We start from the raw sequence: 26,442 nt of genomic DNA on the forward strand, positions 1-26,442 counted from the left end.
TGGGAACAATGGGGGCTGTGGGATGCCGGCCAGCGGCCGGCACTACCGCTTCGGTTTTTCGGTGCGCACCGCCCGTACCCGCCCTCACACGTAGAGCGATGCGCTCGCGTGCGCTCTGCAAAACCTTGCGGATGGGTGGTCGGCGACCGTTGAGCACCCGGGTGGGGGGTGGGATACCGGCCAGCGACCGGCACGATCTGCTGTTGGCCGCTTTCCGATCAGGCAGGTGCAACAAAAAACCCCGCTTTCGCGGGGTTTTTCGTGGAGGACCGGCCGGTGAGGGGCGGCTCAGTTGCTCCAGTTCGGCATCGGCATCGCATCGACCGGGATCGGGGCGGTGTCGTCGGCGTCCTTGCCGCGGGCGTGCTTGCCGCGCAGGTCGTTCTCGATCTGGTAGTTGCGGCGCTGCAGCCAGGCATCGCGGGTGAGCGCGTACTCGTCGACGGCGCTGTCGCGGATGTCGTCCAGCGCCATCAGCTGCGAGCGCATGTCCACCAGCTGCAGGCCCTGCAGGCCGATGCGCAGGCGGTCCTGCTCGATGGTGCGGATCGGCGACAGCGGGATGTCGCCGGCCAGCCCGAACACGTCGCGCACGGTACGCGGGCCGAAGAACGGCAGCTCCACGTAGCGCGAGCCGCGCCAGCCCCAGGCGCCCAGGGTCTGGCCGAAGTCTTCGCTGCGGCGCGGCACCATGGCCTTGCTGGCCGGGTCGAACAGGCCGCCGACGCCCAGCGTGGAGTTCATCAGGAACCGGCCCAGGCTGTCCCAGGCATCGCCCGGACGGCCCTGCAGCAGCTGGTTGGTGATGGTCACCGGCGCACGCAGGTTGCTGAAGAAGTTGGTGACGCCGGTGCGGGCAAAGCGCGGCACGACGTGGGTGTAGGCGGTGGCCAGCGGGCGGGCCACGGCGCGGTCGACCACGTTGTTGAAGCTGTGCACCTTGCGATTGAACGGTTCCCACGGATCGTAGGCGGTGCGTGCCGGTTCGCTGCCATCGGCGCTGGGCGCCGGGCCGCCGTACAGCGCGGCGAAGTCGTCTTCGGCGTCGGTGGGCGCATCGCCGGCGGCCTGCGCGGCCGGCGCCGGGGTGCCGTCGGTGGGCGTGGTCGCCGGGGCGGGCGCGCTGGCGGCGTCGGCCGCGACAGGGGCGTCCACGGCCGGGGCGGCAACGGCGTCCACCGCCACGCTGGCCGGGGCGGCCTCGCGTGCGGGCTTGCCGGCACAGGCGGTCAGCGCCAGGGCCAGCACGAGGAGGGGGAGGGTGCGTATGACGTTCATGTCAGCTCGCCGCAGTAGAGGCATTGAAATCCAGGGAAGGCGCCAGCCGGTAGGCGGCGGCGAGTTCGTTGAAGCCGGCGGGGGCGCCGTTGAAACGGGGTTCGGTGCCCTGGGCGCGCAGGCGCGCGGCCAGTTCGGCCAGCAGCGCCAGGCCGGCACTGTCCACCCGCGGGACCGCGTCCAGGTCGAGCACCTGCACGCCGGTGCTGGCCTGCACCGACGGCCACAACGCGACAGCCGCGGCGCGGTCGAGCACGCCGCTGAACACCAGCGTGGTGCCCTGGCGGGTGGCGCTGGCCGGGTTACTTGCCACTCGGGGCGGCCTGCATGCTGCCGTTGCGCAGCTCGGTGGCCACCTGCTGGATCGACTTCTGGCGCAGCGGGGCGTCGAACTGGGTCTTGAAGGTCTGCACGTAGGAGATGCCTTCGATCATCACATCGAAGATCTTCCACTGGCCGTTGACGTTGCGCATCAGGTAGTCGACCGGGGTCGGCTCGCTGCCGGCGCGGACCAGCTCGGTGGACACCTTGACGCCGCGGTTGCCCGGCAGCGGGGCTTCGGACTTGAGGCGGAAGCTGGGCTTGCCCTGGATTTCCAGCAGGGCCGACCCGTAACGCTGCATGAGGTTGTCGGCCATCGCATCGGCGAACAGCTTCACGTCGGCATCGGAGGCGCCACGGCCATGCACGCCCAGCACCAGGCGGGCGGCGTAGTCGCGGTCGAAGGTCTTGGTCAGCTCACCATTGATGAACCCGCGCAGCGCGGTCGGGTTGCTGCGGAACTCGCCGCGGCGCTGCTGCAGCGTGGACAGGATGCGGGTGCTGGCATCCAGCACCACCTGGCCGGCCTGGCCCTGGGGGGCGGCGGCCGTGGCGGGGGCCGCCTGGGCGAAGCTGAGCGAAGGGGCGCTGGCGAGCAGGGCCGAGGCCAGCAGGACCGGGATCAGTTTGGTTTTCATTTTTTGGCTTCCGTAGCCGGCGCTTCCGCACCGGGAGCGTCCTGGGGAGCGGCACCGCCGGTGTTGGCCGGGCCACTGAACATGTACTTGCCGACCAGCTGCAGCAGATCCACCGCCGGCTGGGTGAACACGATCTCATCGCCGGACTTGAGCACGTCCGGATCACCGCCCGGCTGCAGTCCGATATAGCTCTCGCCGAGCAAACCGCTGGTGAAGATGCCGGCGGAGGTGTCGGCCGGCAGGTCCTTGAACTTGCCGTCCAGCTTCAGGGTGACGATGGAATCGAACTTGGTCGGGTCCAGTTCGATGGACGCCACCTGGCCCACCACCACGCCCCCGATCTTGACCGGCGCCTGCTTGCGCAGCTGGCCGATCTGGGTGAACCGGGCCTTGAGTTCGTAGCCGTCGCCGCCCAGACCCCACCGCTGGTTGGTGGAGGCCATGGCCAGCACGAGCAACGAGGCCAGCGCCAGCAGCAGGAAGGCGCCGACGGAAAATTCGAGTCTGGGACCGCGGATGGCCATGGGTTATCTCACTGTTCTTTGTCAGGTGCGCGGGCAGATGCCCACGCGAGGTGTAGTTGGCAGCGCGTTAGCGGAACATCATCGCCGAGAGCACGAAGTTGAACATCAGCACCAGCAGCGAGGCATTCACCACCGCACGGGTGGTGGCCACCGAGGTGCCCTCGATGGTGGGTTCGGCATGGAAGCCCACGTAAGAGGCCACCAGTGCCGCAGTACCGCCGAAGATGGCCGACTTGAGCATCGCCACGCCGAAGTCGTCCCAGAAGTCCACGCTGTTGCTCAACGCCGACCAGAACACGCCGTTGTCCAGGCCCAGCACGTGCACGGCCTCGAAATAACTGGCGCTGATCGCCAGCGAGCAGAAGATGCCGGTCAGCAGGGGCACGGTGAGCACCGCCGCCCAGAAGCGCGGGGCGACCACCTTGGCCACCGGGTCGATGGCCATCAGCTCCAGCGCCTTGATCTGGTCGGTGGCGCGCATCAGGCCCAGTTCGGCGGCGATCGAGCTGCCGGCGCGGCCGATGAACAGCAGCGCGGTGAGCACCGGGGCCAGTTCGCGGTACAGCGACAGGCCGAGCAGGGTGGACAGCGCGTCGGCGGCGCCGAACGTGGTCAGGGTGCGGTAGCCCTGCAGGGTCAGCACCAGCCCGACGAACGCACCGCCGACGGCGATGATCGGCAGCGAGCGCGCGCCCACCTTGTAGATCTCGCGGGTCAGCTCGGCCAGGAAATCGGCGGTGGGCAGCGAGCCACGCAGCACCGTGAGCGAGAACAGGCCGGCGCGGCCGAGCGAGCGGGTGGCATCAACGAACGGCATCAGGCAACCCTCGCGCGCGGCGCGGCATCGAACGGGATCGGACCATCCGGCTGGCCGTGCAGGAACTGCCGCAGCAGCGGGTCCTGGCTGGATTCCAGTGCGGCCGGGCTGCCCTGGAACACCACGCCGCCATTGGCAATGGCGATGACCTGGTCGCAGATCGGCAGGGTCTCGTGCACATGGTGGCTGACGATGATGCTGGTCAGGCCCAGGCTGTGGTTGAGGCGCTGGATCAGGCTCATGATCACCCCCGAGGCGATCGGGTCCAGCCCGGTCAGCGGCTCGTCGTAGATCATCAGCGGCGGGTCCAGGGCCAGCGCGCGGGCCAGCGCCACGCGCCGGGCCATGCCGCCGGACAGCTCGCGCGGCCAGGCGTCGGCCGCGGCCAGCAGGCCCACCGCGTGCAGCTTCATCTGCACCAGCCGGGCCAGCACCGGTGCCGGCAGGCGGGTGTGGGTGCGCAGCGGCAGGGCCACGTTCTCGGCCACGGTGAGGTCGGTGAGCAGGCCGTTGCCCTGCAGCAGCACGCCCACGCTCTTGCGCATCTCCAGCAGCGCGCCGCTGCCGGTGGGGATCGGCTTGCCGAACAGGCTGACCGTGCCGGCCACCGGGCGCAGTTCGCCGGTGAGGGCGGCCAGCAGCGTGGACTTGCCGCTGCCCGACGGGCCCAGCACGGCGGTGATGCTGCCGCGCGGCACCTGCAGCGAAACGTCGCGCAGGATGCTGCGACCGCCGCGATCAATGCGCACGTTGGATAACTGCACCAGCGATTCTTCGGAAGCCGTCATGGACGCCATTAACAAAATTCCAACGTTGTAAGATCGTGGTGAACGGCTGAACATAACCGAACTGGACCGTGCAGTATTGTCGCACGCCGCCCGCGCCGGGCCTGCGCGACCGCCCGCAACACACCGTGCCGGTCGCTGCCGCCGCTGCCTGCGCAAACCGGCCCGCCCTCGTGATCGACCGGCCGCTGCGGCACACTGGCGCGATGACCGATGCTGCAGCCGACTTCCGCCTCTACCACTCCAATTCACTCGACGTGCTGGCCGCCCTGCTGGCCAGTGCCGTGCGCACCCCGGTGCCGGACCAGTCGATCCTGGAACCGGAAGTGGTGCTGATCCCGCAGGTGGCGATGCGGCGCTGGCTGCAGTCCACCCTGGCGGTCGAGTATGGCATTGCCGCCAACCTGGCGTTCCTCACCCCGGGTGAGTTCGTGGCGCGCGCGCTGAATGCCAACGTGCCCGGCGAGCACGACGACCTCACCGCCGCCGCCCTGCGCTGGAAACTGTATGCGGCCCTGCTCGACCCGGCGGTGCTGGCCCTGGCGCCGATGGCGGCGTTGCGCGCCTACCTGTCCGCGGCCGATCCGCTCAAGCCGTGGGCGCTGGCCGGGGAACTGGCGGCGGTCTTCGAGAAATACCAGGCGTGGCGCCGCGACTGGCTGCTGCGCTGGGAGGCCGGCGCCGACCCGCACGACCCGCAGGCGATCCTGTGGCGGCGCATCGCCGGCGGCCACCAGTACCGCGCGCGCCGCATCGAGGCCTACCTGTCGCGCTTCGAAGGGGCCGGCCAGCCGCTGCCGCAGGGCCTGCCGGCGCGGGTGTTCGCCTTCGCCACGCTCAACATCTCCCCCGACGTGCTGCGGGTGATGGCCACCCAGGCGCGGGTGGGCACGCTGCATTTCTACCTGCCCACGCCCACCCAGGCCTACTGGGGCGACCTGCAGACCCTGGGCGAGAAGCTGCGCAGCGGTGCCCCGGACCCGTTCGGCGAGGCCGCCGGCGAGAACCGCCTGCTGCAGGCCTGGGGCGCGGCCGGCCGTGACTTCATGGCGGTGCTGGGCAGCTATGAAGTGGTGCACCCGGCCGGCGAGATCGCCGCCTACGACGACCCCGAAGACGACGTGCGCCCGGACATGGCCCATGGCGGGCTGTCCGACAGCCTGCTGCACCGCCTGCAGCGCGACCTGTTCCACCGCCGCGGGCAACCGTCGGGCGCACGCCGCGACGACCTGCGCCGGGATGACCCCAGCCTGCAGGTGCACGCCTGCCACACCCGCCTGCGCGAACTGCAGGTGCTGCACGACCAGTTGCGCGGGCTGCTGCAGGACACCCGCTTCGATCCGCCGCTGCAGGCGCGCGAGATCGCGGTGCTGGCCCCGGACATCGATCCCTACGTGCCGTACCTGGAGGCGGTGTTCGGCGGCCGCAGCGGCGGCGAGGACCACATCCCCTATGCGCTGGCCGACACCAGCCCGCTGGCCGGCGAACCGCTGGCCGATGTGTTCGTGCACCTGCTCGGCCTGCCGGTGTCGCGTTTCGGCCTGAACGAAGTGCTGGACCTGCTCGCCAGTGCTCCGCTGGCCGATGCCGCCGGGCTGGATGCAGCCGCCTTCGACCGCCTGCACGACTGGTTGCAGGCCGCCGGCGCGCGCTGGGGCCTGGATGCGCAGCACCGCCAGCAGCACCAGGCGCCGCGCGACGATGCCTTCACCTGGCAGTTCGCGCTGGACCGGCTGCTGCTCGGCCACGCCAGCGGCAGCGATGGCGATATCGCCGGGGTGGCGCCGTGGCCGGAGCTGGAAGGCAGCGCGCTGGATGCGCTGGATCGGCTGCTCGCGCTGCTGCGCGTGCTGGCCCGTTACCAGCAGGCGTTGGGCCAGGCCTTGCCGCCGGCCCACTGGCGGCAGCGGCTGCTGGGGCTGCTGGAGGCGTTGTTGCCCGAGCCACCGCAGGCGGCCAGCAGCCAGCGCGCGCTGGAGCGGCTGCGCAAGCTGATCAACGAATTCGCGCGCGATGCGGCGCAGGCCGGCTTCGAGGGCGAGGTGGCACCGGAGGTGGTGCGCGCGCACTTCGCCAGCGTTCTGTCCGAAGCCGACACCCGCGCGCCGCTGCTCACCGGCGGCATCAGCTTCGGGCGCATGGTGCCGATGCGGCTGCTGCCGTTCCGGGTGATCTGCGTGCTGGGGCTCAACGACGGCGATTTTCCCCGGCGCGATCCCGCCGCGGGGCTCAACCAGCTCACCGCCGAACTGGGCACCGACCGGCGCCGGCATGGCGACCGCTCGCTGCGCGAGGACGACCGCTTCCTGTTCCTGCAGTTGTTTGCCTCGGCGCAGGACGTGTTCTACCTCAGCTATCTTGGCGCCGACCCGCGCGATGGCAGCGTGCGCGAACCGTCGGTGCTGGTCAGCGAGCTGATCGATGCGGCCGCCGCCTACCACCAGGCGCCGGCCGAGGCCGCCCGGCAGCTGACCGTGCGGCACTCGCTGCAGCCGTTCGCGCCGGCCGCCTTTGGCGGGGGCGAGGAGCCACGGCGCTTCAGCTACCGCCCGCAATGGCACCCGGCGGCCGGTTCGCTGGGCGGGCAGCGGCGCGCGCTGGCGGCGTGGTTCGCCCAGCCGTTGGCCATGCCTGAAACGCTGCTGGAAGAGCGCGAACTGAGCCTGGATGCCCTGCGCCGCTTCCTCACCGACCCGGCCAACCAGTTCCTTTCGCAGCGGCTGGGCCTGCGCCTGCCCGACGACCTCGGCGATGCCGATGACGTGGAGCCGCTGGTGATGGCCACGCGCGGCAGCGACACCGCGCTGCTGCAGCAGGCGGTGATCCAGGCCACCCTGGCCGAGGACGACGCGCCACTGTACCCACGGCTGCGCGCCCGCGCGTTGCTGCCCTCCGGTGCGCTGGGCGAGCGCCAGTTCGAGGCGCTGCAGGCGCAGACCCGCCCGTTTGCGCAGGCGCTGGCGCAGTGGCAGGCCGGCGCCGACGCCGAGAGCCGCCGCTACGAGGTGGAGATCGATGGCCTGCGCCTGCATGGCCGGGTCGAGGGCGTGCATGCGCAGGGCCTGGTGCGGCTGCGCCCGGGCCCGCTCAACGCCCGCGCCGCGATCCGCCAGGGGCTGGACTGGCTGCTGGCCAACGCCGCCGGCGATGCGCTGCCGCTGGTGCAGTTCCACGACGCCGGCGAGCAGGGGCTGGGCCCGCACCTGCGCGCGCCACTGGAGCGCGACCAGGCGGTGCAGGTGCTGCGCCGCCTGCTGCAGCTGCGGCGCGACGGCCTGCGCGCACCGCTGTTCTACGCCGCGTCCACCGGCTGGGCGCTGTACACCGCCGTCGAGGCCAAGCGCGAAGCCGAGGGTCGCGCGCGGTGGTACGGCAGCGACCGCAGCTGGGGCGAATCCAGCGCCGCGGCCTATCAGTTGGCCCTGCGCGGCCGTGATCCGTTCGCCACCCCCGACAGCTACCAGCACTTCCTGCACAACAGCCTGGTGGTGTTCACCGCGGTGTGCGAAGGCCGCGTGTTCGACGGCCTGGACGAACAAGGCCCCACCCGATGAATGCCACCGACCCGACCCGTGATCCCTACCTGGCGCTGCCGCTGGAAGGCGTGCGCCTGATCGAGGCCAGCGCCGGCACCGGCAAGACCTTCACCCTGGCCACGCTGTTCACCCGCCTGGTGGTGGAAAAGGGCCTGCGCATCGGCCAGATCCTGGCGGTGACGTTCACCGACGCGGCCACCCAGGAGCTGCGCAAGCGCATCCGCGAGCGGCTGGCGCTGGCCGCGCAGCTGGTCGAACGCGCGCCCGCCGAGGATGACAGCCCCGAGGTGCTGCTGACCCGGGTGATCCTGCAGCGGCAGCTGGCACGGGGCGAGGAACGCCCGGCCGCGCTTGCGCGGCGCCTGCAGACCGCCGCCGATGAGATCGACCTGGCGTCGATCTTCACCATCCACGGCTTCTGCACCCGCGTGCTGCGCGAGCACGCGCTGGAGAGCGGCCACACCTTCGACCCGCCCACGCTGCTGCCCAGCGAGCGGGCGCTGCATGACGAGCTGGCCGCCGACCTGTGGCGCGTGCATGCCAACGATGCGGCCACCGTCGATGCGCTGACCCGGTTGTGGTCCACGCCCGAGGCGCTGGCCGCCGACCTGGGCACGCTGATCAAGCCGCTGCCGTTGCGTCCGGCACTGCCCACGCTGGCGCTGGAGGACCCGCGCCCGGCGCATGCCCGTGCCGCCGACGCGCTTGCCGAGGCGTACCGGGCGCATGGCGAGGCCTTCATGGGCGCGCTGTGTGCGGCGGTGGAAAACAAGGTGCTCAACGGCAACAGCTACAAGCTGGCCTGGCTGGAGCCGCTGGCGGTCAGCCTGCACCGCTGGGCCGGCGCACCGGTGCCGGGCACGGCACCGGAGGTGGACGTGGAGCGCCTGCGCCGGCTGAGCGCGGAGGAATTGGCCGCGCGCACCAACAAGGCCCATGCCGGCAAGACCCCGCAGTCGCCGTTGCAGCACGCGCTGGCCGCGTACGTGGCGGCCACCGACGCGCTGGCGCAATGGCAGCGCGGCCAGGCCATCGCCTTCCTGCATGCGCTGCGCGGGCAGGCCCGTGCACGGCTGGCCGAGCTCAAGCGGGTCGGGCGGGTGCAGACCTACGACGACCTGATCGACGGCGTGGCCGACGCGCTGGACGGCCCGCACCGCGCGACGCTGGTGCAGCAGCTGCGCGCGCAGTACCGGTTCGCGCTGGTCGATGAGTTCCAGGACACCGACGACCGCCAGTGGGGCATCTTCCAGCGGGTGTTCGGCGACTCGCCGGAGACCGACGCGGCCGGGCTGGCCCCGGCGCTGTTCCTGATCGGCGATCCCAAGCAGGCGATCTACGGCTTCCGTGGCGGTGACATCCACACCTACCTCAAGGCCAAGCGCCAGGCCGATGCGGCGCCACCGCTGGATCGCAACTTCCGCTCGCGCCCGGCGGTGCTGCAGGCCATCCAGGCGCTGTACGCCAATGCCGGCGCCGACGCCTTCCTGGAGGCCGACATCGGCTTCGAACCGGTGCAGCCGGGCAGCACCCGGGTGGACGCGGATTTCCTGCGCGACGGCGTGCCCGCGCCCGGCCTGACCGTGCGCGTGCTGCACAACCCCGAGGGCGGCGCACTCAAGGCCGATCCCTCGCGCGCCCAGGCCGGCGAGGCCTGCGTGGCGGCCATCCACCAGCTGCTCAGCGAGGCCCGCCAGGGCCGCGCGCTGCTGCGCGGGCAACCGGTGCAGCCGGGCGACATCGCCGTGCTGGTGCGCTCCCACCGCGAGGCCACGCGCATGCAGCAGGCGCTGAGCGCGGTGGGCATCCCGGCGGTAGCCGCCGGCAAGCAGAGCCTGTACGCCACCGCCGAAGCACACGACCTGCGCCTGCTGATGCTGGCGCTGCTGCAGCCGGCCGATGAAGGCCGCCTGCGCGCGGCGTTGTCCACCGTGCTGCTGGGCGAGGATGCGGCGGCCATCGATGCGATGGAGCGCGAGGGCGATGCCCAGCGCCGTTTCCAGATCCGCCTGCTGCTGTGGCGCGAGCGCTGGCAGCGCGGCGGCCCGTTCGCGGTGATCGCCGACCTGTGCGCCGACCAGGCCGAACGCCTGCTTGGCCTGCTCGACGGCGAGCGCCGGCTGACCAACTACCTGCAGCTGGGCGAACTGCTGCAACAGGCGGCCACGCAGACGCTGGGCATGCACGGCCTGCTGGACTGGCTGCAGGTGCAGATGGCCCACGCCGACCAGGACGACGAACAACAGTTGCTGCGGCTGGAATCGGACGCGCGCCGGGTGCAGATCATCACCCTGCACAAGAGCAAGGGCCTGGAGTATCCGCTGGTGTTCCTGCCGTTCGTGGGCATCGGCGGCAACGGCCCCAATACCGACGCCCATTGCACCGTGTACGCCGAAGGCCGCCGCGAGCTGCACTGGAAGCTGGACAAGGACGCGGCCTGGGAAGAGGCCAGCACGCGCAACGCGCAGGCCCAGCAGGCCGAAGATGCGCGCCTGCTCTACGTGGGCCTGACCCGCGCCGAGCACGCGCTGTGGATCGCCGCCGGTGACCTGGCTGGCCTGGCCAAGACCCGCGTGGCCCCGATGCTGGCCGACCTGGACGCGCTGCGCGCGCACCCGGCGGTGGCCGTGGTCGAGGCACCGCTGGAACCGCGCCCGCCGCAACTGGCGCTCGAACGCGACGGCGAGCTGCCGCCGGTGCGCGCGCTGACCCGGCGCATTCCGCAGGACTGGTGGGTCTACAGCTTCACCCAGCTGGCGCATGCCGATGCCGGCCACGACACCGATGCGGCCGCCACCGAAGTACCGGCCCCCGCCGCCGACGAGCCGGCCGCTGACGATCCCGCCCTGGACGTGGCAGCGCCCACGCCGGCCAGCGACGAGGCGCCGGACCCGCGCTTCATGGGCAGCCGCTTCGGCAACGTGCTGCACGACGCGCTGGAGAACACCGACTTCGCGCGCTGGGCCGGCTGGCAGCCCGGACAGGCGGCACCGGATGAGGAGGCGCAGGTGCTGCGCGCCGCGCTGGCCGAGGAAGGCTACCCCGACGAGGACCTGGACGATGGCGTGGCCGTGCTCACTACGCTGGTCGGCCAGACCCTGACCGTGGCCCTGCCCGAAGGCGGCGCGCTGCACGCCCTGGCGCCGACCGCGCGGCGTGCCGAAATCGAGTTCCACTTCGCCATGCAGCCCACCGCCGTGGCCCCGCTGCTGGCGCTGCTGCATGACCACGGCCTGGTCCGCGACCGCCGCGGCTTCGGCACGCGGCGCACCCTGGAAGGCCTGATGACCGGCAAGATCGACCTCACCTACACCAGCGGCGGGCGCTGGTACGTGCTCGACTACAAATCCAACCGGCTGCCCGGCTACGCGCCGGCGCGGCTGGCCGAGGCGATGCAGCACAGCGAATACGACCTGCAGGCGCTGATCTACACCGTGGCGCTGCATCGCTGGCTGCGCTTCCGGCTGGGCGCCGCTTACGACTACGCGCGCGACATGGGCGGCATCCGCTACCTGTTCTGCCGCGGCCTGGATGCCACGCGCGCGGACAGCCCCGGGCTGTACAGCCACCGCTTCGCGCCGGCACTGGTGGATGCCATGGATGCGATGTTTGCCGGCGGCGAACACGCCCAGGCCCGCATGGCCGCACGCGCACGGGGGGAGGCATGAGCCTGCTCACCGCGCTCAAGCGCAACGGCGCCCTGCGTACCCTGGACCACGCGCTGGCGCAGAGCCTGCGCCGGTTGCGCCCGGACACGCCCGATGCGGTGCTGGTCGGGGCCGCGCTGGCCTCGCTGGCGGTCTCCCAGGGCCACGCCGGGCTGGACCCGCGCCAGCCGCAACGCCTGGCGGAGGCCCCGGCCGACTGGCCCGCCGCGGCCGACTGGCTGGCGCAGCTGCAGGCCTCGCCCTGGGTGGACGTGCCGGACGACCCCGCGCGGCCGGCCGCCGACGCGCCGCTGGTGCTGGAAAACGGCCTGCTGTACCTGCGCCGCTACCGCGAGTACGAGCGCCGCCTGGCCGAGGGCCTGCAACGCATCGCCGGCCACCCGCTGCCCGCGACCGACCCGGACGCGCTGGCGCCGTTGTTCGCGCAGTTGTTCCCGCAGGCACGCGAGGGCACCGACCACCAGGCCCGCGCCGCTGCCGTGGCCCTGCGCCACCCGCTGGTGCTGGTCACCGGCGGTCCCGGCACCGGCAAGACCACCACCATCGCCCGCCTGCTGGTGTTGCTGGCCGCGCAGGCGGTGCAGGCCGACCAGCCGCTGCCGCGGGTGGCGCTGGCCGCCCCCACCGGCCGCGCCGCCGAACGCATGGCCGAGAGCCTGCGCCTGGCCGTGCAGCGGCTGCGCCTGCTCGGCATCGCACCGGCGCTGTGCGATGCCATGCCCAGTACCGGTACCACCCTGCATCGCCTGCTCGGGGTGATTCCCGATGCGCCGCGCTTCCGCCACCACGGCGACAACCCGTTGCCGTTCGAGGTGGTGGTGGTGGACGAGGCCTCGATGATCGACCTGCCGCTGATGACCAAGCTGGTCGAAGCGGTGGCGTCGGGCACGCGGCTGGTGCTGCTCGGCGACCCGGACCAGTTGCCCTCGGTGGAGGCCGGCGACGTGCTCAGTGCGATCCTGCAGGCCAGCGGCGATGGCCAGGGCACGCAGGCCGATGACGCCCAGGCGCTGCAAGGCCTGCTGGCGCCGGCCAGCCTGCAGCCGCTGGACCCGCCGCGCGCCTTTGCCGGTCGCCGCGTGCAGTTGCAGCGTGGCTACCGGCAGACCGATGCGCTGGACCTGGCGCCGCTGGCGCAGGCCGTGCGCGCAGGCGATGTCGATCGCGCGCTGGCCCTGCTGCGCGGTGGCGGGCTGGCCGGCGTGCAGTTCCACGAGGACCAGGCCGACCCGCTGCAGCAGCATCGCGATCACCTGCTGTCGCACTGGCGCGCGCTGGGCGCCGCCGACGACCCCGGCCACGCGCTGGCCAGTGCCGGCCGCATCCGCCTGCTCACCGCCGTGCGCGAAGGTCCACAGGGCGCCCGCGGGCTCAATGCGCGCATCGAGGCGCTGCTGGGCGGGGTGCCGCGCCCGGGCATGGCACCGGGCTACTTCCATGGCCGTCTGCTGCTGGTCACCGAGAACAGCTACCGCCATCGCCTGTTCAACGGCGACATCGGCATCTGCCTGGCCGACCGCCACGGCACGGTCACCGCGTGGTTCCCCGGCGATACGCCCGACCAGCCACGCGGCTTCCATCCCGGTGCGCTGCCCGCGCACGAGAGTGCCTTCGCGATGACCGTGCACAAGGCGCAGGGGTCCGAATTCGATGCGGTGTGGTTGCAGTTGCCGCGCCACGACAACCGCGTGCTGTCGCGCGAGCTGGTGTACACGGGCATGACCCGTGCGCGGCAATCGCTGCATGTACTGGGCAGCGTCGAGGTGCTCGGCGCTGCCTTGACCCGTCATGCCAGCCGCTTGTCCGGGCTGGCCGCGCGGCTGGGGGCGGGCAGCGCCCCGGCAGGCGGGGGCGCCACCCCGGAGGCCGAGGTGGCGGCGATCCCGCCGCCCGCCCAGGGCCAGCTGTTCTAGCCTCGCCCCCGGCTTATTCGGGGATCAGCACGGTGCCATCGGGGAACACGATGGCGCCGTCGCCGCTGGCGTCGAAGAAGCCCACCTGGTGGGTATGGGCCAGCACCTGCACCAGTTCATGCGCGCGCTCGGCCACCGAATCGGCGAAGGAGGCGTAGATCACGTGCTGGCCGACGCTGTAGTCGGTCACTTCGGCACGGTCATCCTCATCGTCGGCGTCCGGGCCGTTCATCGGCGGGAAGTGCTCGATGATCGCGGCGAACCACGCCTGCAGGGCCGGCACCGACACCGCCGGATCGTCGTACTCGTGCTTCTCGTTCCATTCGGTCTGCGCGTCGTACCACTCCAGGAACGCCGCCGCATCGCGGGGCGCCACGGTCGGGTCGAACACCATCAGGTCATAGCTCATCGTGGATGGCCTTGTCAGCGTGCAGAATTGCAGCGCGCAGGATACCGCCGATCCCCGCGGGCCGATCAGTGTGCGGCGGACGGCGTGGCGCTGGCACCTGCCACCGCCGGCAGGACGACGTCGGCGGCCTCGGGGAACAGCGCGAAGCGCAGCCCCATCACGCCCATCAGCGCTTCGTCGCGGGCCTTGCCCGGTGCCACCGTCTGCACGCGCTGCAGCGACGCCTCCAGCCTGGCCTGCAGGCCAGCCGGTGCGGGGCACGGGCCACGCCGGGCCACCTGCGCGCGGTAGTGGGCGGCCACGTCTTCCAGGATCGCCTCGATGGCCTCCCGGCTGGTCGGCGGCAGGTCGTGGCGGGCGCGCCGCAGCTGCAGGATGTTCAGGCCGATGCGCGCCTCGGTGAGCATGTCCACCGAGGCGATGTCGCTGCCCTCCGGCGTGGCCGCCAGGCGCGGGGCGAGCAGCCCGAGCAGATCCAGCATGCGCGCGGCGAAGCGCTGGCGATCCTGCTGGCCGCGGCCCTCGGCCGCCTCGGCCAGCGTGGTCCAGCCCTGGCGCACCAGGCGCCGGGCGGTCCATTCGGCGCCCACCGAGCGGAACAGGCGCGTCATCACCACCGCAAAGCCGATCCCGATGAACATCGCCACCGAGGAGTTGATGAAGCTCTGGATGTTGGCGTTGTAGGTGTTCTGCACATTGAGCAGCGCCACCAGGTTCACCGTCAGCGGCAGGCCGATCAGCGCGGTCTGCGGCCTGTGCAGCAGCAGCCCCAACGGCAGGAACACCACGGCCAGCACCAGCGCCAGGCTGCCGAAATCGTGCACCGCCGGGAACACGCCGAACAGATACACCCCCGCCACCAGGCTGGCCACGATGGCCCACACCAGGAAGGACAGCATGCTCGGTGCCGGATCGTCCTGCGCGGCGAAGAACGCGGCGGCCACCGCGGCCATCATCGCGCCGTTGCCGCCGCCCTCCCAGCCCAGGGTGATCCACAGCACGCAGTAGGTCATCAGGGCCACGCCGGCGCTGGCGGCGGAGAACAGCGCCATGCCGTAATCCACGTGGCGGGCATCGGCGCCGCGCGTGGTGGCGATGCGGTAGTGGGCGGTGTCGCGCGGCGCGCTGCCCTCTTCGATCGCCGCCTGCAGCGTGGTGCAGTCCTGCCACAGGTCCACCAGCTCCTCCAGGCGCAGCAGCAGGGTCACCAGCAGCAGGTGGTCCAGCTCGCCGTCCACCGCCGGCTTGAGCGCGAGGATGCGCGCACGCAACGCGGCATAGTCGGCATCGCCGTGCACGGGGGCCTCCAGCCAGGCGGCGATATCGGCCACCAGCGGCTCCAGCCCGGTGGGCAGCGCACGCCCACCGGCGCGCAGCGCGCCCAGCCGGTCGGCGATGGAGGACAGCACCGGCAGCATCAGCAGCATGCGTTCGCGCAGCCCCTGCATCGACACCGCCGCGCCGGCATGGCGCGGGTCGTCACGGCGCAGGAACTCGATCAGCGCCTCGAACTGCACCAGGTCGGCCGCCAACCGGTTGCGCGGCCCATGCGCCTGGCCGCGCAGCAGGATCTGCCGGCTCCACTGGGCGGCATCGCCCATCCAGTTGCCGATCCGCGCGCGCAGCATCGGGCGTACCGAGGTGGGGAACAGCAGCGAGGCGAACAGCACCGCCACCACCGTGCCCAGGATGATCTCCTCGCTGCGCGCCACCACCGTGTCGAAGATCGTGTCCGGCGAGGTCACCGCCGGGAAGCCGATGAAGGCGGTGGTGTAACCGGCCAGCAGGAAGGCGTAACCGCGCGGGCCACGGTTGAGCAGGGCGATGAACAGGCACGCCGACAACCACAGCGACATCGCCGCGCTGAGCAGCAGCGGCGTCTCCACCAGGTGCGGCAGCATCCACAGCGTGGCCGCGCCGGCGATCAGCGTGCCCAGGATGCGGTACACGCCCTTGGCGCGGGTGGGGCCGAGCATCGGCTGGGTGACGATGTAGACGGTGGCCATCGCCCAGTACGGGCGCGAGAGGTTCCCGGCCAGGCCGATGTACAGCGCCGCCAACGCGGCCAGGAAGGTCTTGACCGAAAACAGCCACGCCTGGCGATCCAGCAGCAGCATCGTGCCTACCTCGCCGCCGTGCCGGCCACGACGTCGGCGTTCCAGCCGCCGCCCAGGGCCAGGAACAACTGGATCTGGTCACGCGAGACCTGCGCCTGCGCCTGGGCCAGCGTGGCATCGGCAGTGGCCAGGCTGCGGTCGGCATCCAGGCTGGCCAGGTAGGGCGTGCGCCCGCCCTGGTACAGCCGACGGTTCTGGCTGGCCGCCAGCGCGGCCTGCTGCTGGGCGGTCTGCAGTGATTGCAGCCGCTGCAGGTCCTGCGCGTAACGGCTCAGCGCGGTCTGGGTTTCGCGCAGCGCCTGCAGCACGCTGTGGTCGAACGCGGCCAGCGCCGCATCGGCGCCGGCTTCGGTGGCGTGGATGCGCGCGTGCGTGCCCGAGGACGGCAGCGTCCAGGAGATCAGCGGGCCGATCGACCACTGCTGGGTCAGCGGCGTGCCGAAGTCTTCCAGCAGCCCGGCCGCGCCGACCGACGCCCCCAGGCGGATGTCCGGGTACAGCTCGGCGGTGGCCACGCCGATCCGCGCGGTGGCCGCGGCCAGCCGGCGTTCGGCCTGGCGCACGTCCGGGCGGCGCGCAAGCAGCGCGCGGCCATCGCCCACCGGCAGCGGCTGGGCCAGCGTCGGGGCCTGGCTGCAGGCCGCCACGCCCTCGGGCAGTTGCCCCGGGGTGCGGCCGAGCAGGGCGGCCAGCTGGTACTCGGCGGCCTGGCGGTGGGCGTGCAGTGGCGGCAGCGCGGCCTGCAGCATCGCCACCTGGGCGTTGGCGCGGGCCAGTTCCGGTGCGGTGCCGCGGCCGGCGTCGATCAGCCGTTGGGTGACCTCGCGGCTGCGCTGCTGCAACTGCAGCGAGTGTTCGGCCACGTGCAGCTCGTGGTTGGCGTGGCAGATCTCCACGTAGCTGCCGGCCACCTGGGCCACCAGCGAGACGCGAGCCAGGTCGAGCGCGGCGGCCACGCCCTGTTCGTCGGCATGCGCGGCCTCGGCGGCGCGCTTGAGCTTGCCGAACAGGTCGAACTGGTAGGACACCGCGAACTTGCCGTCGGCCAGGTTGATCGGCGGCAGCTCGTGCTCCAGCAGGAACGATTCGGCCGACAGCTGCGCGCGGCTCACCCCGGCCTCGGCCTCGTACTCGACGCCCCCGGCATCCAGCGCCTGTTCGTACACGGCGGCGGCGCGGCGCAGGTTGGCGTCGGCCACCTTCAGTTCCACGTTGTCGCGCAGCGCCTGCTGCACCAGCGCGTTGAGGGTGTCGTCCTGGTACAGCTCCCACCAGCGCGCCGGCAGCTCGGCGCCGGCGGCCACCTGCGGGTTGCCGGTATCGATGAAGGCGGCATTGGCCTCGGGCCGCTGGAAGGCCGCGCCGGCGGGCACCGCGTAGTCCGGCCCGACCGTCCTGCAGGCCGCCAGCGAGGCCAGCAGCGCCAGCCCCAGGCCGATGCGGTGCAGGGCAGGGCGGCTCACAACGCCGCCCGTGCCGGGTGCGCGGGCGCTGCGGTCGCGCCGGCCGCGTCCGGCTGGATGCTGACCGTGGCGGTCCGCCCGGCGATCAGGTTGACCCCGGCCGGCACCCGGTCGATGTGGATGCGCACCGGGATGCGCTGGGCCAGCCGCACCCAGTCGAAGGCCGGGGTCACGTTCGGCAGCAGGCTGCTGCCGTCGGTGCGGTAGCGGTCCTCGATGCCGGCGGCGATGCTCTGCACGTGGCCCTGCAGCGGCTGCGCCTCGCCCATCAGGCGGATGTCCACCTGCTGGCCGGCATGCACGCCGCGCAGGCGGGTTTCCTCGAAATAGCCATCCACGCGGAACGAGCCGGTATCCAGTACCGCCATCACCGGGCGCCCGGCGGTCACGTAGTCGCCACTGCGCACGGTGCGGTCGTTGACGTGGCCGTCGCTGGGGCTGCGCACTTCGGTACGGGCCAGGTTGAGCCGGGCCAGGTCGACAGCGGCCTGCGCGGTGGCCATGGCGGCCTGCGCCGCCTGCCGCTTGGCGCGGCGCACCTCGGCGTCCTCGGCGGCGACCAGGTCGGACAGGCTGCGGTCGCGGGCGATCTCGCGGCGCAGCTGGTCCAGCGTGGCGCGGCGTTCGCCGAGCGCGGCCTGGGCCTGCTCCAGCGCGATCTGGTAGCGCGCCCGGTCCACCACGAACAGCACCTGGCCGCGCGTCACCGGCTGGTTGTCGGCCACCTTCACCGCCTCCACCAGCCCGGACACGTCCGGCGCCACCTGCACCACGTCGGCACTGACATGCGCATCGCGCGTCCAGGGCTCGTCCATGTAATACGACCACAGGTGGCGCAGCACCAGCAGCGCGGCCAGTACTGCCAGCAGGGTCAGCACGACCGGGAAAGCACGCTTGAGGATCTTGTTCACGATTGCATCCAACGCATCAGGGAAAACAACCCGCCGAGCACGATCAGGTACGCGGCCAGGTTGAACAGGGCGGGGTGCCAGATGTGGCGGTAGGCGCCGGTGCGCTGCAGGACCAGGCGCAACCCGCTCTTGAGCAGGTAGGCCAGCAGCATCAGCCCGAGCAGGGTCGGGACGAACACACCATAGAGACTGAATTCACCGTACATCGAGGCAGCTCAGGAACCGGTAGGCGACGACCGGGGGTCGTCATGCAGAAAAAGGGCGGCGGGGACCCTCGGTCCTCGCGCATCGCTTACGTCACGCGATCGGCGGCGTCGGCCAGCAGCTGCCACAGCTTCAGCACCGTGCGCAGTTCATCGGTGCTCAGGCTGCCGAACACGTCCTGGCGCAGCCCGATCAGCTGGGTTTCCAGCTCGCTGACCAGCGCCTGGCCCTTGTCGGTGAGCCACAGCAGGTTGGCGCGGCGGTCGCTGGCATCGCTTTCGCGGCGCACCAGCTCAAGCGCGGCCAGCTTGTCCAGCAGCCGCACCAGCGACGGCCCTTCCATGCCCAGCTGCTGGGCCAAAGTGACCTGGCGGATACCCCCGCCGGCCCGCCCGATCATCAGCAACGGCATGGTGCACGCCGCGGAAATGCCATAGCTGCCCAGGGCCTGGTCGGCCAGGCGCTGCCACTGCCGCCCCGAATGGAGCAGGCCGGAGCTGAGCTGCATCTGCAGCTGGGTGCGTTCGTCGAGGGAGCGTTTCATGGCAGATAGATAGGATACTACTAATTTCAACACTATCAATACCCCTGGCTGACTGGCGCCCAACCCCGGGCCCTTGCGGGACCGGCCCCGGCGCGCTGGCGGGGGACGCCCGAGGGGTCTGTCGGGTACGATGCTCGCCCCCCTTCGGGTGCTGTATGTAATGAGCAAGCAAGACAACGACGCCACCCCCGTGACCCAGGCCGAGGCCGAATCGGCCGTGCGCACCCTGCTGCGCTGGGCCGGTGAAGACCCCACCCGCGAAGGCCTGCTGGATACCCCGCGGCGCGTCGCCGAGGCCTATGGCGACTGGTTCAGCGGCTACCGCGACGACCCGCGCGCCTACATGGAGCGCACCTTCGAGGAAGTGGCCGGCTACGACGAGCTGATCGTGCTGCGCGACATCGAGTACGAAAGCCACTGCGAGCACCACATGGCGCCGATCATCGGCCGCGTGCACGTGGGCTACCTGCCGGCGGGCAAGGTGGTGGGCATCAGCAAGCTGGCCCGCGTGGTCGAAGCCTATGCGCGCCGCTTCCAGGTGCAGGAAAAGATGACCGCGCAGATCGCCCAGTGCATCCAGGACGTGCTGCAGCCGGTCGGCGTGGGCGTGGTGGTGGAAGGCGCGCACGAGTGCATGACCACCCGCGGCATCCACAAGCGCGGCGTCAGCATGGTCACCTCCAAGATGCTGGGCAGCTTCCGCGAGGACGCGCGCACCCGCGCCGAGTTCCTGCGCTTCATCGAAGTGGGCGGCAAGCGCTGAACCTGCCGCGCGCCCGGCACCGCGGTGCCGGGTCGTTCCCCTTCCCGCCGCGCGGCCCCGGGCCGCGCGGTGTTCTTCCGGATGTCCTGGCTGCATGAAGCACCACGAACGCATCACCCGTTACCGCACCCTGCGCGAACAGCCCCAGTGGAAGCTGCTGGCCGCCGCCAACGCCCCGGAAATCATCGGCCTGCTGCAGGGCCTGTTGATGGACGGCGAGCGCACGCTGCCGGCCGCGGCGCTGCACGAGCGCCTGCAGCGCGCGCTGGACCAGCTCAACGGCGAGGAACTCTCGCGTGAGCTGCCGCGCACCGCCCAGGCCTACATCGCCCATTGGCTGGCCCAGGGCTGGCTGGAGCGGCGCCTGCCCGAGGGCGCCGACCAGGAGCAGTACGAGCTGTCCACCCAGGCCCTGCAGGCGATCCGCTTCGCCGACAGCCTGGAGCAGAGCCGCGTGGCCGCCACCGAAAGCCGCCTGGCGCTGGTGATCGAGCAGCTCTCGCAACTGGCCGCGCAGACCGAATCCAACCCCGACGCCCGGCTGTCGGCATTGCGCGATGAGCGCGACCGCATCGACGCGGAGATCGCGCGGGTGGGCGAGGGCCGCGTGGTGGCGCTGGACGGCAAGCGCGCGCTGGAGCGTGCCCGCCAGATCATCGGCCTGGCCGATGACCTCACCGAGGACTTCCGCCGCGTCCGCGACGACTTCGAACGCCTCAACCGCGAGTTCCGCGAGCGCATCATCGACGACGAAAGCGAGCGCGGTGACGTGCTGTCGCGGCTGTTCGAGGGCGTGGACGTGATTGGCGACAGCGACGCCGGGCGCAGCTTCCAGGCCTTCTGGCGGCTGCTCAACGATGCCGAACAGAGCGCCCAGCTCGATGCGGCGCTGGAAGCGGTGCTGGCCCGTGGCTTTGCGCGCAAGCTGGACCGCAACGAGCGCGCCTTCCTGCGCGGGTTCACCGGCACCATGCTCGACCGCGGCGGCCAGGTCCACGACGTGCTGCAGCACTTCGCGCGCAGCCTGCGCGGGTTCGTGCAAAGCCGCGGCTACCTCGAGCAGCGCCGCCTCAACCAGCTGCTGAAGCAGGCGCAGTCCGAAGCGCTGGCCCTGCGCGATGATTTCGCCGCGCAGCGCCCGATCGGGCGCGACCTGCAGCTCACCACCAGCCGCCTGCGCAGCTGGTCGCAGTGGAAGCTGCACGACCCGCGCAGCGCGCAGGTGGACGGCAGCGTGCAGCGCAACGACGCGGCCAGCATCAGCCTGGAGAGCGTGGGCGATCTGGTGGCGTCGTCGGAGATCGACTTCCGTACCCTGCGCCGCGACCTGCACGAGCTGCTGGGCGCACAACCGAAACTGAGCATCGCCCAGGCCCTGTCGCAGCGCGAAGCGCCGCAGGGGTTGGGCAGCGTGATCGGCTACCTGTCGCTGGGCACCCGCCACGGCACCGTGGTGGACGGCGAACAGGAAACCGCCCATTGGCGTGGCGGCGATGGACAGTGGCGACGTGCCCGCATCCCGCTGGTTTGGTTCACCCAGGAGAAACGCCATGAACTGGCATGAAGAATCCAATTCGGCTGCCCCGGACAATGCGGGGGTCGACGACCACGACGCCGAGCCGGTCGTGGTCACGCCGCTGCCGCGGCGGAGCAATGACGTGTTCTACATGGGCGATACCGGCCGGCTGCCGCTGGACGGGCGCCGCGCGCTGTGCCAGCTGCTGATCGGCCCGAGCATCGACCAGCTGCGCCACGCCAAGCTGTGGCCGGCGTTGATCCGCAGCGAGGCGGCGATCCGCTCGGCGTTGGCCGACCTGTTCCTGGAACTGGTGCTGGACCGCGACAGTGGCGTGGCCTTCACCCGCCAGGCCGACACCGAAGACATCGATGCGCCGGTGCTGCTGCGCAGCTCGCCGTTGACCTTCATCGACTCGGTGCTGCTGTTGTACCTGCGCCAGCAGCTGGCCGAGGCCGACGCACGCGGCAACCGCGCGGTAGTGGCCGATACCGAGATGGCCGAAGCGCTGGCCATCTACGAAAAGAACCTCTCCACCGACCGCGCCGGCTTCAATCGCCGCGTCGCCGCCGCCGTGCAGAAGATGAAGGAAAACCACATCCTGACCCGCCTGGCCGGCCAGGACGATCGTCACGAAGTGTCGCCGGCGCTGAAGCTGCTGTTCTCCGCCGAAGACGTCTCCGCGCTGTCCAACGTGTACCGCCAGTTGCGCGACACCCCCGCAGCAAAAGCCTGAACGGACCACCGATAACGCATGGCCATCTCCAAGCACACCCCCGCCCTGTTCACCGACGGGCTGCCTGATCCGCGGCTGCAGCAGTTCCGCATGCGCCGCCTGCAGGTGCACAACTGGGGCACGTTCAACGGCCTGACCGAAGTGCCGATCGCCGAGCGCGGCTTCCTGTTCGTCGGCCGTTCCGGCTCGGGCAAGTCGACCCTGCTCGATGCCATGTCGGCGATGCTGGTGCCGCCGTCCATCGTCGACTTCAACGCCGCCGCGCGCGAAGCCGAGCGCAGTGGCCGCGACCGCAACCTGGTCTCCTACGTGCGCGGCGCCTGGGCCGACCAGCAGGACCGCGGCACCGGCGAAATCGCCACCCAGTACCTGCGCAAGGGCGCCACCTGGACCGCGCTGGTGCTCGAATACCGCGCCGGCGATGGCCGCGTGGTCAGCCTGGTGCGGCTGTTCTGGATCGCCGGCAACGGCGCGGCCGCCGCCGACGTGCGCAAGCACTACCTCATCGCCGAGCGCCCCTTCGACATCGCCAAGGACCTGGGCGGCTTCGACCTGGACCTGCGCAAGCTCAAGCAGCGCCTGGGCGATGTCCACCACTTCGACAGTTTCGTCGGCTACGCCGAGCGCTTCCGCCACCTGCTCGGCATCGACAATGAAATGGCGCTGCGCCTGCTGCACAAGACGCAGTCGGCCAAGAACCTGGGCGACCTGAACGTCTTCCTGCGCGACTTCATGCTCGATACGCCCAAGACCTTCGACGCCGCCGAGCGCCTGGTCAGCGACTTCGCCGAGCTCGATGGCGCGCACAAGTCGGTGGTCACCGCCCGCCGCCAGGTGGAAACGCTGCTGCCCGCGCGCGCCCTGCATGCCGAGCTGAAGGCGATGAACCTGCAGCGCGCCGACGAGGAAACCCTCAAGCTCGGCCTGGACAGCTTCCGCGAATCGCGCCTGCAGCAGCTGCTGGAAAAGCGCCTGCAGGAAATCGACGTACGCCACCGTGGCCTGCTCGGGGAAGAGACCCAGCGCCGCCAGGGCCTGGCCAACCATGAAGAACACCTGGCCGAACTGGAACTGCAGCGCCGCCAGCAGGGCGGCGAGCGCATCGAGGAGCTGGAGCGCGAACATGGCCGCGCCCAGGCCGAGCGCGACCGTCGCCAGGCCAAGCACACCCAGGCCAGCCAGGCCGCCAGCCTGCTGCAGGAGGCATTGCCCGACGATGCCCACGGCTTTGCCGAACTGATCGGGCGCGCGCAGGGCCAGCTGGACAACCGCCAGCAGGCCGCCGCCGCGCTCGACGATGCCATCACCGAGCGCCTGGCCGGCAAGCAGGACGACACGCGCCGCTTCGGCGATGTCCGCGCCGAGCTGGAAGCGATGGAGCGCAACCCGTCGAGCATCCCCGCGCCGCTGCAGAAACTGCGCAGCCGCCTGGCCGAAGAGACCGGCGTGCCCGAGGCCGCGCTGCCGTTCGTGGGCGAACTGATCCAGGTCCGCCAGGAAGAGGGCGCCTGGCAGGGCGCGATGGAGCGGGTGCTGTTCGGGTTCGCGCAGTCGCTGCTGGTCGAAGACAAGCACTACAACGAGGTCAACGCCTGGGTGAACCGCAGCCACCTGGGCATGCGGCTCACCTACTACCGCGTGCGCCGCAATGACGACGCCATCGCCCGCCAACCCTCGGCGCGCTCGCTGCTGCACAAGCTGGAGTTCCGCGACAGCGTGTTCGAGCCGTGGCTGCGCCGCGAGCTGGGCAAGCGCTACGACTATGAGTGCGTGGAGGCAAAGCAGCTGCGCGACGTCGAACGCGGCATCTCGCGCGAAGGCCAGGTCAAGCATCCCGGTGATCGCTTCGAGAAGGATGACCGCAACGCGATCAGCGATCGCCGCCGTTGGCTGCTGGGCTTCAGCAACACCGACAAGCTGGCGCTGTTCCGCAAGGAGGCCCAGGAGCTGGCGCAGCGCATCGCCGCCTGCGACGAGGACGTGGCCCGGCTGCGCGGCCAGCGCGACCGCGACAACGACCGGCGCCTGGCGTGCAACCAGCTGGTCAACGTCAGCTGGGAAGAGGTCGATGTCGGCACTGCCGTCCAGCGCCTGCAGGACATCGAATCGTCGCTGCGCGAGCTGAAGGAGGGCAACGCCGACCTGGCGCGCCTGGCCGCACAGATCGACCAGGCCCGCGCGGACATCGCCCAGGCACGTCGTACCTATGAAGACACCCGGGTCGAGCTGGCCCAGCATGCGCGCGAACGCGACAAGCTGGACGCCCAGCGCCAGCGCAGCCGTGCACTGGTGTTGCCGGCGCTTGGCGCCACCCAGGAGGCCGGCCTGCAGTTGCGCCTGGACCGCCTCGGCGGCTTCAGCCTGGAGACGCTGGAAGCGCACATGCGCGAGATCAGCAAGGGCATCAACGAAAGCCTTGCCGCCTCGCAGCAGGACGTCCATCGCGTGGAGACCCAGCTGGTGGCCTGCTTCCGGCGCTTCGCCCAGGCCTGGCCGGAGGAGTCCGGCGATTTCACCGCCTCGGTGGCCTCGGCCGAGGATTTCCTGGCCCGCCTGCAGCGCCTGGAGCGCGATGGCCTGCCCCAGCACGAAGAGCGCTTCTTCGACCTGCTGCAGAACCAGAGCAAGAACAACCTGCTGGCCCTGCAGCGCCACAGCGCCGAAGCACGCAAGTCGATCGGCCAGCGCCTGGACGAGGTCAATGCCTCGCTGGAGCAGGTGCCGTTCAACCGCGGCACCCTGCTCACCATCGAGCTCAGCGACCGCCGCCTGCCGGAGGTGCTGGAGTTCCACCAGCAGCTGCGTGACGTGCTGTCGCACCACCAGACCGAAGAACGCGAGGTGGCCGAGGCGCAGTTCGCGGTGCTGCGCGAGCTGGTCAAGCGCCTGGGGTCACAGGAAGGCGAAGACCGCCGCTGGCGCGAGAACGTGCTGGATGTGCGCCTGCACGTGGAGTTCATCGGCGTCGAACTGGATGCCGCCACCCGCCAGCAGGTCGAGATCTACCGCAGCGGCGCCGGCAAGTCCGGTGGCCAGCGGCAGAAGCTGGCCACCACCTGCCTGGCCGCGGCGCTGCGCTACCAGCTCGGCGGCGCCGAAAGCCAGTTGCCCAGCTACGCCGCCGTGGTGCTCGACGAAGCCTTCGACAAGGCCGACAACGAGTTCACCGCGCTGGCGATGAACATCTTCGAGAACTTCGGCTTCCAGATGGTCGTGGCCACCCCGCTGAAGTCGGTGATGACGCTGGAGCCGTTCATCGGTGGTGCCTGCTTCGTCGAAATCAGCGGCCGCCACGATTCGGGCGTGCTGCTGATCGAATACGACGAAGAAGCCAAGCGCCTGAAGCTGCCCGAGCGCAGCCGCCAGCAGGAGGCCGAGCCGGTCGCCTGACCGGCCGGCCCGGGTAGAGCCGACCGTTGGTCGGCTGCATCCGCCCCTGTTCGCACCCATCGCAGCGGGGCAGAGCCCCGCTCTACGCGTCACCCGCCGAACGTGTCCCACCCCATCCGCGCGATCAGCACCACCACCAGGCCCACGAACAGCTTGCGGATGAACGGCGTGCCGCCGCGCAGGGCCAGCCGCGTGCCCACCACCGAGCCGATGATGTTGGCTGCCGCCATCGGCAGCGCGAACAGCCACAGGATGTTGCCGGTCGGCACGAAGAACGAGATCGCCGCCACGTTGGTGGCCAGGTTCACCACCTTGGAGGCGGCCGAGGCGCGCAGGAAATCCAGGCCGAAGAAGCGCACGAACAGGAAGATCAGGAAGCTGCCGGTGCCCGGGCCGAAGAAGCCGTCGTAGAAGCCGATCACCGCTCCGATCGCCAGCGCCGTCACCAGCTCGCGGCGACCGATCTCGCGCGGGCGGTGCAACGCGCCGAAGTCCTTCTTCCACAGCGTGTAGCCCAGCATCGCCACCAGCAGCACCAGCACCAGTGGGCGCACCGCATCCTTGGGCAGCAGGCTTACCGCCGTCGCCCCGGCGAAGGAAAACACGAAGGCCGTACCCGCGGCGAACAGCACCGGCCGCCACGGGAAGCGCACGTTGCGCGCATAGCGCCACGCGGCCGCACCGGTCCCGAACATCGAACTGAACTTGTTGGTGCCAAACAGCATCGCCGGCGTGTGCTGCGGCAGCACCGTGAACAGGCCGGGCAGCTGCACCAGCCCGCCTCCGCCCACGGCGGCATCGACCAACCCGGCGATGAAGGCGATCGCCACCAACCACAACAGCTCAGGGGGAACCAGCTCGAACACGGCAGTACATCGGGAGCAAGGGCGCGCCAGCATACGCCGGATG

Annotated in this window: 20 protein-coding genes; 7 read left to right on the top strand and 13 right to left on the bottom strand. The window is 71.1% G+C overall.

Features of this window, described 5'->3' with window-relative positions:
- Positions 1–288: 288 nt before the first annotated feature.
- The 6 genes from RSA25_RS09570 to RSA25_RS09595 form a co-directional block, all read right to left on the bottom strand.
- Positions 289–1,278, bottom strand: coding sequence for a VacJ family lipoprotein (locus tag RSA25_RS09570; protein WP_332808659.1), 990 nt, complete (start codon positions 1,276–1,278; stop codon positions 289–291).
- Position 1,279: 1 nt separating this feature from the next.
- Positions 1,280–1,591 (bottom strand): STAS domain-containing protein, encoded by a 312-nt coding sequence (locus RSA25_RS09575; protein ID WP_332808660.1) that lies wholly within the window; start codon positions 1,589–1,591, stop codon positions 1,280–1,282.
- Complete coding sequence (locus RSA25_RS09580) at positions 1,581–2,237, bottom strand: ABC transporter substrate-binding protein (protein ID WP_332808661.1); 657 nt, start codon at positions 2,235–2,237, stop codon at positions 1,581–1,583. The genes RSA25_RS09575 and RSA25_RS09580 overlap by 11 nt, the downstream gene beginning before the upstream one ends.
- Positions 2,234–2,761 carry an outer membrane lipid asymmetry maintenance protein MlaD gene (gene mlaD, locus RSA25_RS09585; protein ID WP_332808662.1) on the bottom strand — a complete coding sequence of 176 codons (528 nt, stop codon included), beginning with the start codon at positions 2,759–2,761 and terminating at the stop codon, positions 2,234–2,236. The genes RSA25_RS09580 and mlaD overlap by 4 nt, the downstream gene beginning before the upstream one ends.
- Positions 2,762–2,828: 67 nt before the next feature.
- The gene (locus tag RSA25_RS09590) at positions 2,829–3,578 is read right to left on the bottom strand and encodes an MlaE family lipid ABC transporter permease subunit (RefSeq protein WP_259208123.1); all 750 of its coding nucleotides are present in this window, start codon (positions 3,576–3,578) and stop codon (positions 2,829–2,831) included.
- Complete coding sequence (locus tag RSA25_RS09595; RefSeq protein ID WP_332808663.1) at positions 3,578–4,366, bottom strand: ATP-binding cassette domain-containing protein; 789 nt, start codon at positions 4,364–4,366, stop codon at positions 3,578–3,580. The genes RSA25_RS09590 and RSA25_RS09595 overlap by 1 nt, the downstream gene beginning before the upstream one ends.
- A 203-nt stretch (positions 4,367–4,569) precedes the next feature.
- On the opposite strand from RSA25_RS09595, the gene recC reads away from it, so the two are divergent.
- From recC to recD, 3 genes are read left to right on the top strand one after another with little or no spacing between them, the layout of a single operon-like run.
- A complete protein-coding gene (gene recC / locus RSA25_RS09600; protein WP_332808664.1) occupies positions 4,570–7,917 on the top strand; it encodes an exodeoxyribonuclease V subunit gamma in 3,348 nt (1,115 codons plus the stop codon).
- Entirely contained in the window at positions 7,914–11,567 is a 3,654-nt protein-coding gene (recB, locus tag RSA25_RS09605; RefSeq protein WP_332808665.1) for an exodeoxyribonuclease V subunit beta, read from the top strand. Before recC ends, recB begins: the two co-directional genes overlap by 4 nt.
- Positions 11,564–13,480 (top strand): exodeoxyribonuclease V subunit alpha, encoded by a 1,917-nt coding sequence (recD, locus tag RSA25_RS09610; protein WP_332808666.1) that lies wholly within the window; start codon positions 11,564–11,566, stop codon positions 13,478–13,480. The genes recB and recD overlap by 4 nt, the downstream gene beginning before the upstream one ends.
- Before the next feature lie 13 nt (positions 13,481–13,493).
- Here recD and RSA25_RS09615 read toward each other — a convergent pair whose 3' ends face one another.
- The 6 genes from RSA25_RS09615 to RSA25_RS09640 all read right to left on the bottom strand — a co-directional run bounded on the left by RSA25_RS09615 (position 13,494) and on the right by RSA25_RS09640 (position 19,128).
- On the bottom strand, positions 13,494–13,889 hold the full coding sequence (locus RSA25_RS09615) for a hypothetical protein (protein WP_332808667.1): 396 nt from the start codon (positions 13,887–13,889) through the stop codon (positions 13,494–13,496).
- 65 nt (positions 13,890–13,954) lie between these two features.
- Entirely contained in the window at positions 13,955–16,006 is a 2,052-nt protein-coding gene (locus tag RSA25_RS09620; RefSeq protein WP_332808668.1) for an FUSC family protein, read from the bottom strand.
- A gap of 5 nt (positions 16,007–16,011) precedes the next feature.
- Positions 16,012–17,469 (bottom strand): efflux transporter outer membrane subunit, encoded by a 1,458-nt coding sequence (locus RSA25_RS09625; RefSeq protein WP_332808669.1) that lies wholly within the window; start codon positions 17,467–17,469, stop codon positions 16,012–16,014.
- Positions 17,466–18,380, bottom strand: coding sequence for an HlyD family secretion protein (locus tag RSA25_RS09630; protein WP_332808670.1), 915 nt, complete (start codon positions 18,378–18,380; stop codon positions 17,466–17,468). The genes RSA25_RS09625 and RSA25_RS09630 overlap by 4 nt, the downstream gene beginning before the upstream one ends.
- Positions 18,377–18,586 (bottom strand): DUF1656 domain-containing protein, encoded by a 210-nt coding sequence (locus RSA25_RS09635; protein ID WP_332808671.1) that lies wholly within the window; start codon positions 18,584–18,586, stop codon positions 18,377–18,379. The genes RSA25_RS09630 and RSA25_RS09635 overlap by 4 nt, the downstream gene beginning before the upstream one ends.
- Positions 18,587–18,672: 86 nt before the next feature.
- Positions 18,673–19,128: a MarR family transcriptional regulator gene (locus RSA25_RS09640; RefSeq protein ID WP_332808672.1), complete on the bottom strand. Its 456-nt coding sequence runs from the start codon at positions 19,126–19,128 to the stop codon at positions 18,673–18,675.
- Between the two features lie 160 nt (positions 19,129–19,288).
- Here RSA25_RS09640 and folE point away from each other — a divergent pair, with 160 nt between their 5' ends.
- The 4 genes from folE to RSA25_RS09660 all read left to right on the top strand — a co-directional run bounded on the left by folE (position 19,289) and on the right by RSA25_RS09660 (position 25,533).
- Positions 19,289–19,891: a GTP cyclohydrolase I FolE gene (folE, locus tag RSA25_RS09645; protein ID WP_332808673.1), complete on the top strand. Its 603-nt coding sequence runs from the start codon at positions 19,289–19,291 to the stop codon at positions 19,889–19,891.
- 94 nt (positions 19,892–19,985) lie between these two features.
- Positions 19,986–21,455, top strand: coding sequence for a DUF3375 domain-containing protein (locus RSA25_RS09650; RefSeq protein ID WP_332808674.1), 1,470 nt, complete (start codon positions 19,986–19,988; stop codon positions 21,453–21,455).
- Positions 21,442–22,143: a DUF4194 domain-containing protein gene (locus RSA25_RS09655; RefSeq protein WP_332808675.1), complete on the top strand. Its 702-nt coding sequence runs from the start codon at positions 21,442–21,444 to the stop codon at positions 22,141–22,143. The genes RSA25_RS09650 and RSA25_RS09655 overlap by 14 nt, the downstream gene beginning before the upstream one ends.
- An 18-nt stretch (positions 22,144–22,161) precedes the next feature.
- The gene (locus RSA25_RS09660) at positions 22,162–25,533 is read left to right on the top strand and encodes an SbcC/MukB-like Walker B domain-containing protein (protein ID WP_332808676.1); all 3,372 of its coding nucleotides are present in this window, start codon (positions 22,162–22,164) and stop codon (positions 25,531–25,533) included.
- 89 nt (positions 25,534–25,622) lie between these two features.
- Here RSA25_RS09660 and RSA25_RS09665 read toward each other — a convergent pair whose 3' ends face one another.
- Complete coding sequence (locus RSA25_RS09665) at positions 25,623–26,399, bottom strand: TSUP family transporter (RefSeq protein ID WP_332808677.1); 777 nt, start codon at positions 26,397–26,399, stop codon at positions 25,623–25,625.
- Positions 26,400–26,442 lie beyond the last annotated feature (43 nt).

The organism is Stenotrophomonas sp., assembly GCF_036662295.1.
Lineage (GTDB): Bacteria > Pseudomonadota > Gammaproteobacteria > Xanthomonadales > Xanthomonadaceae > Stenotrophomonas.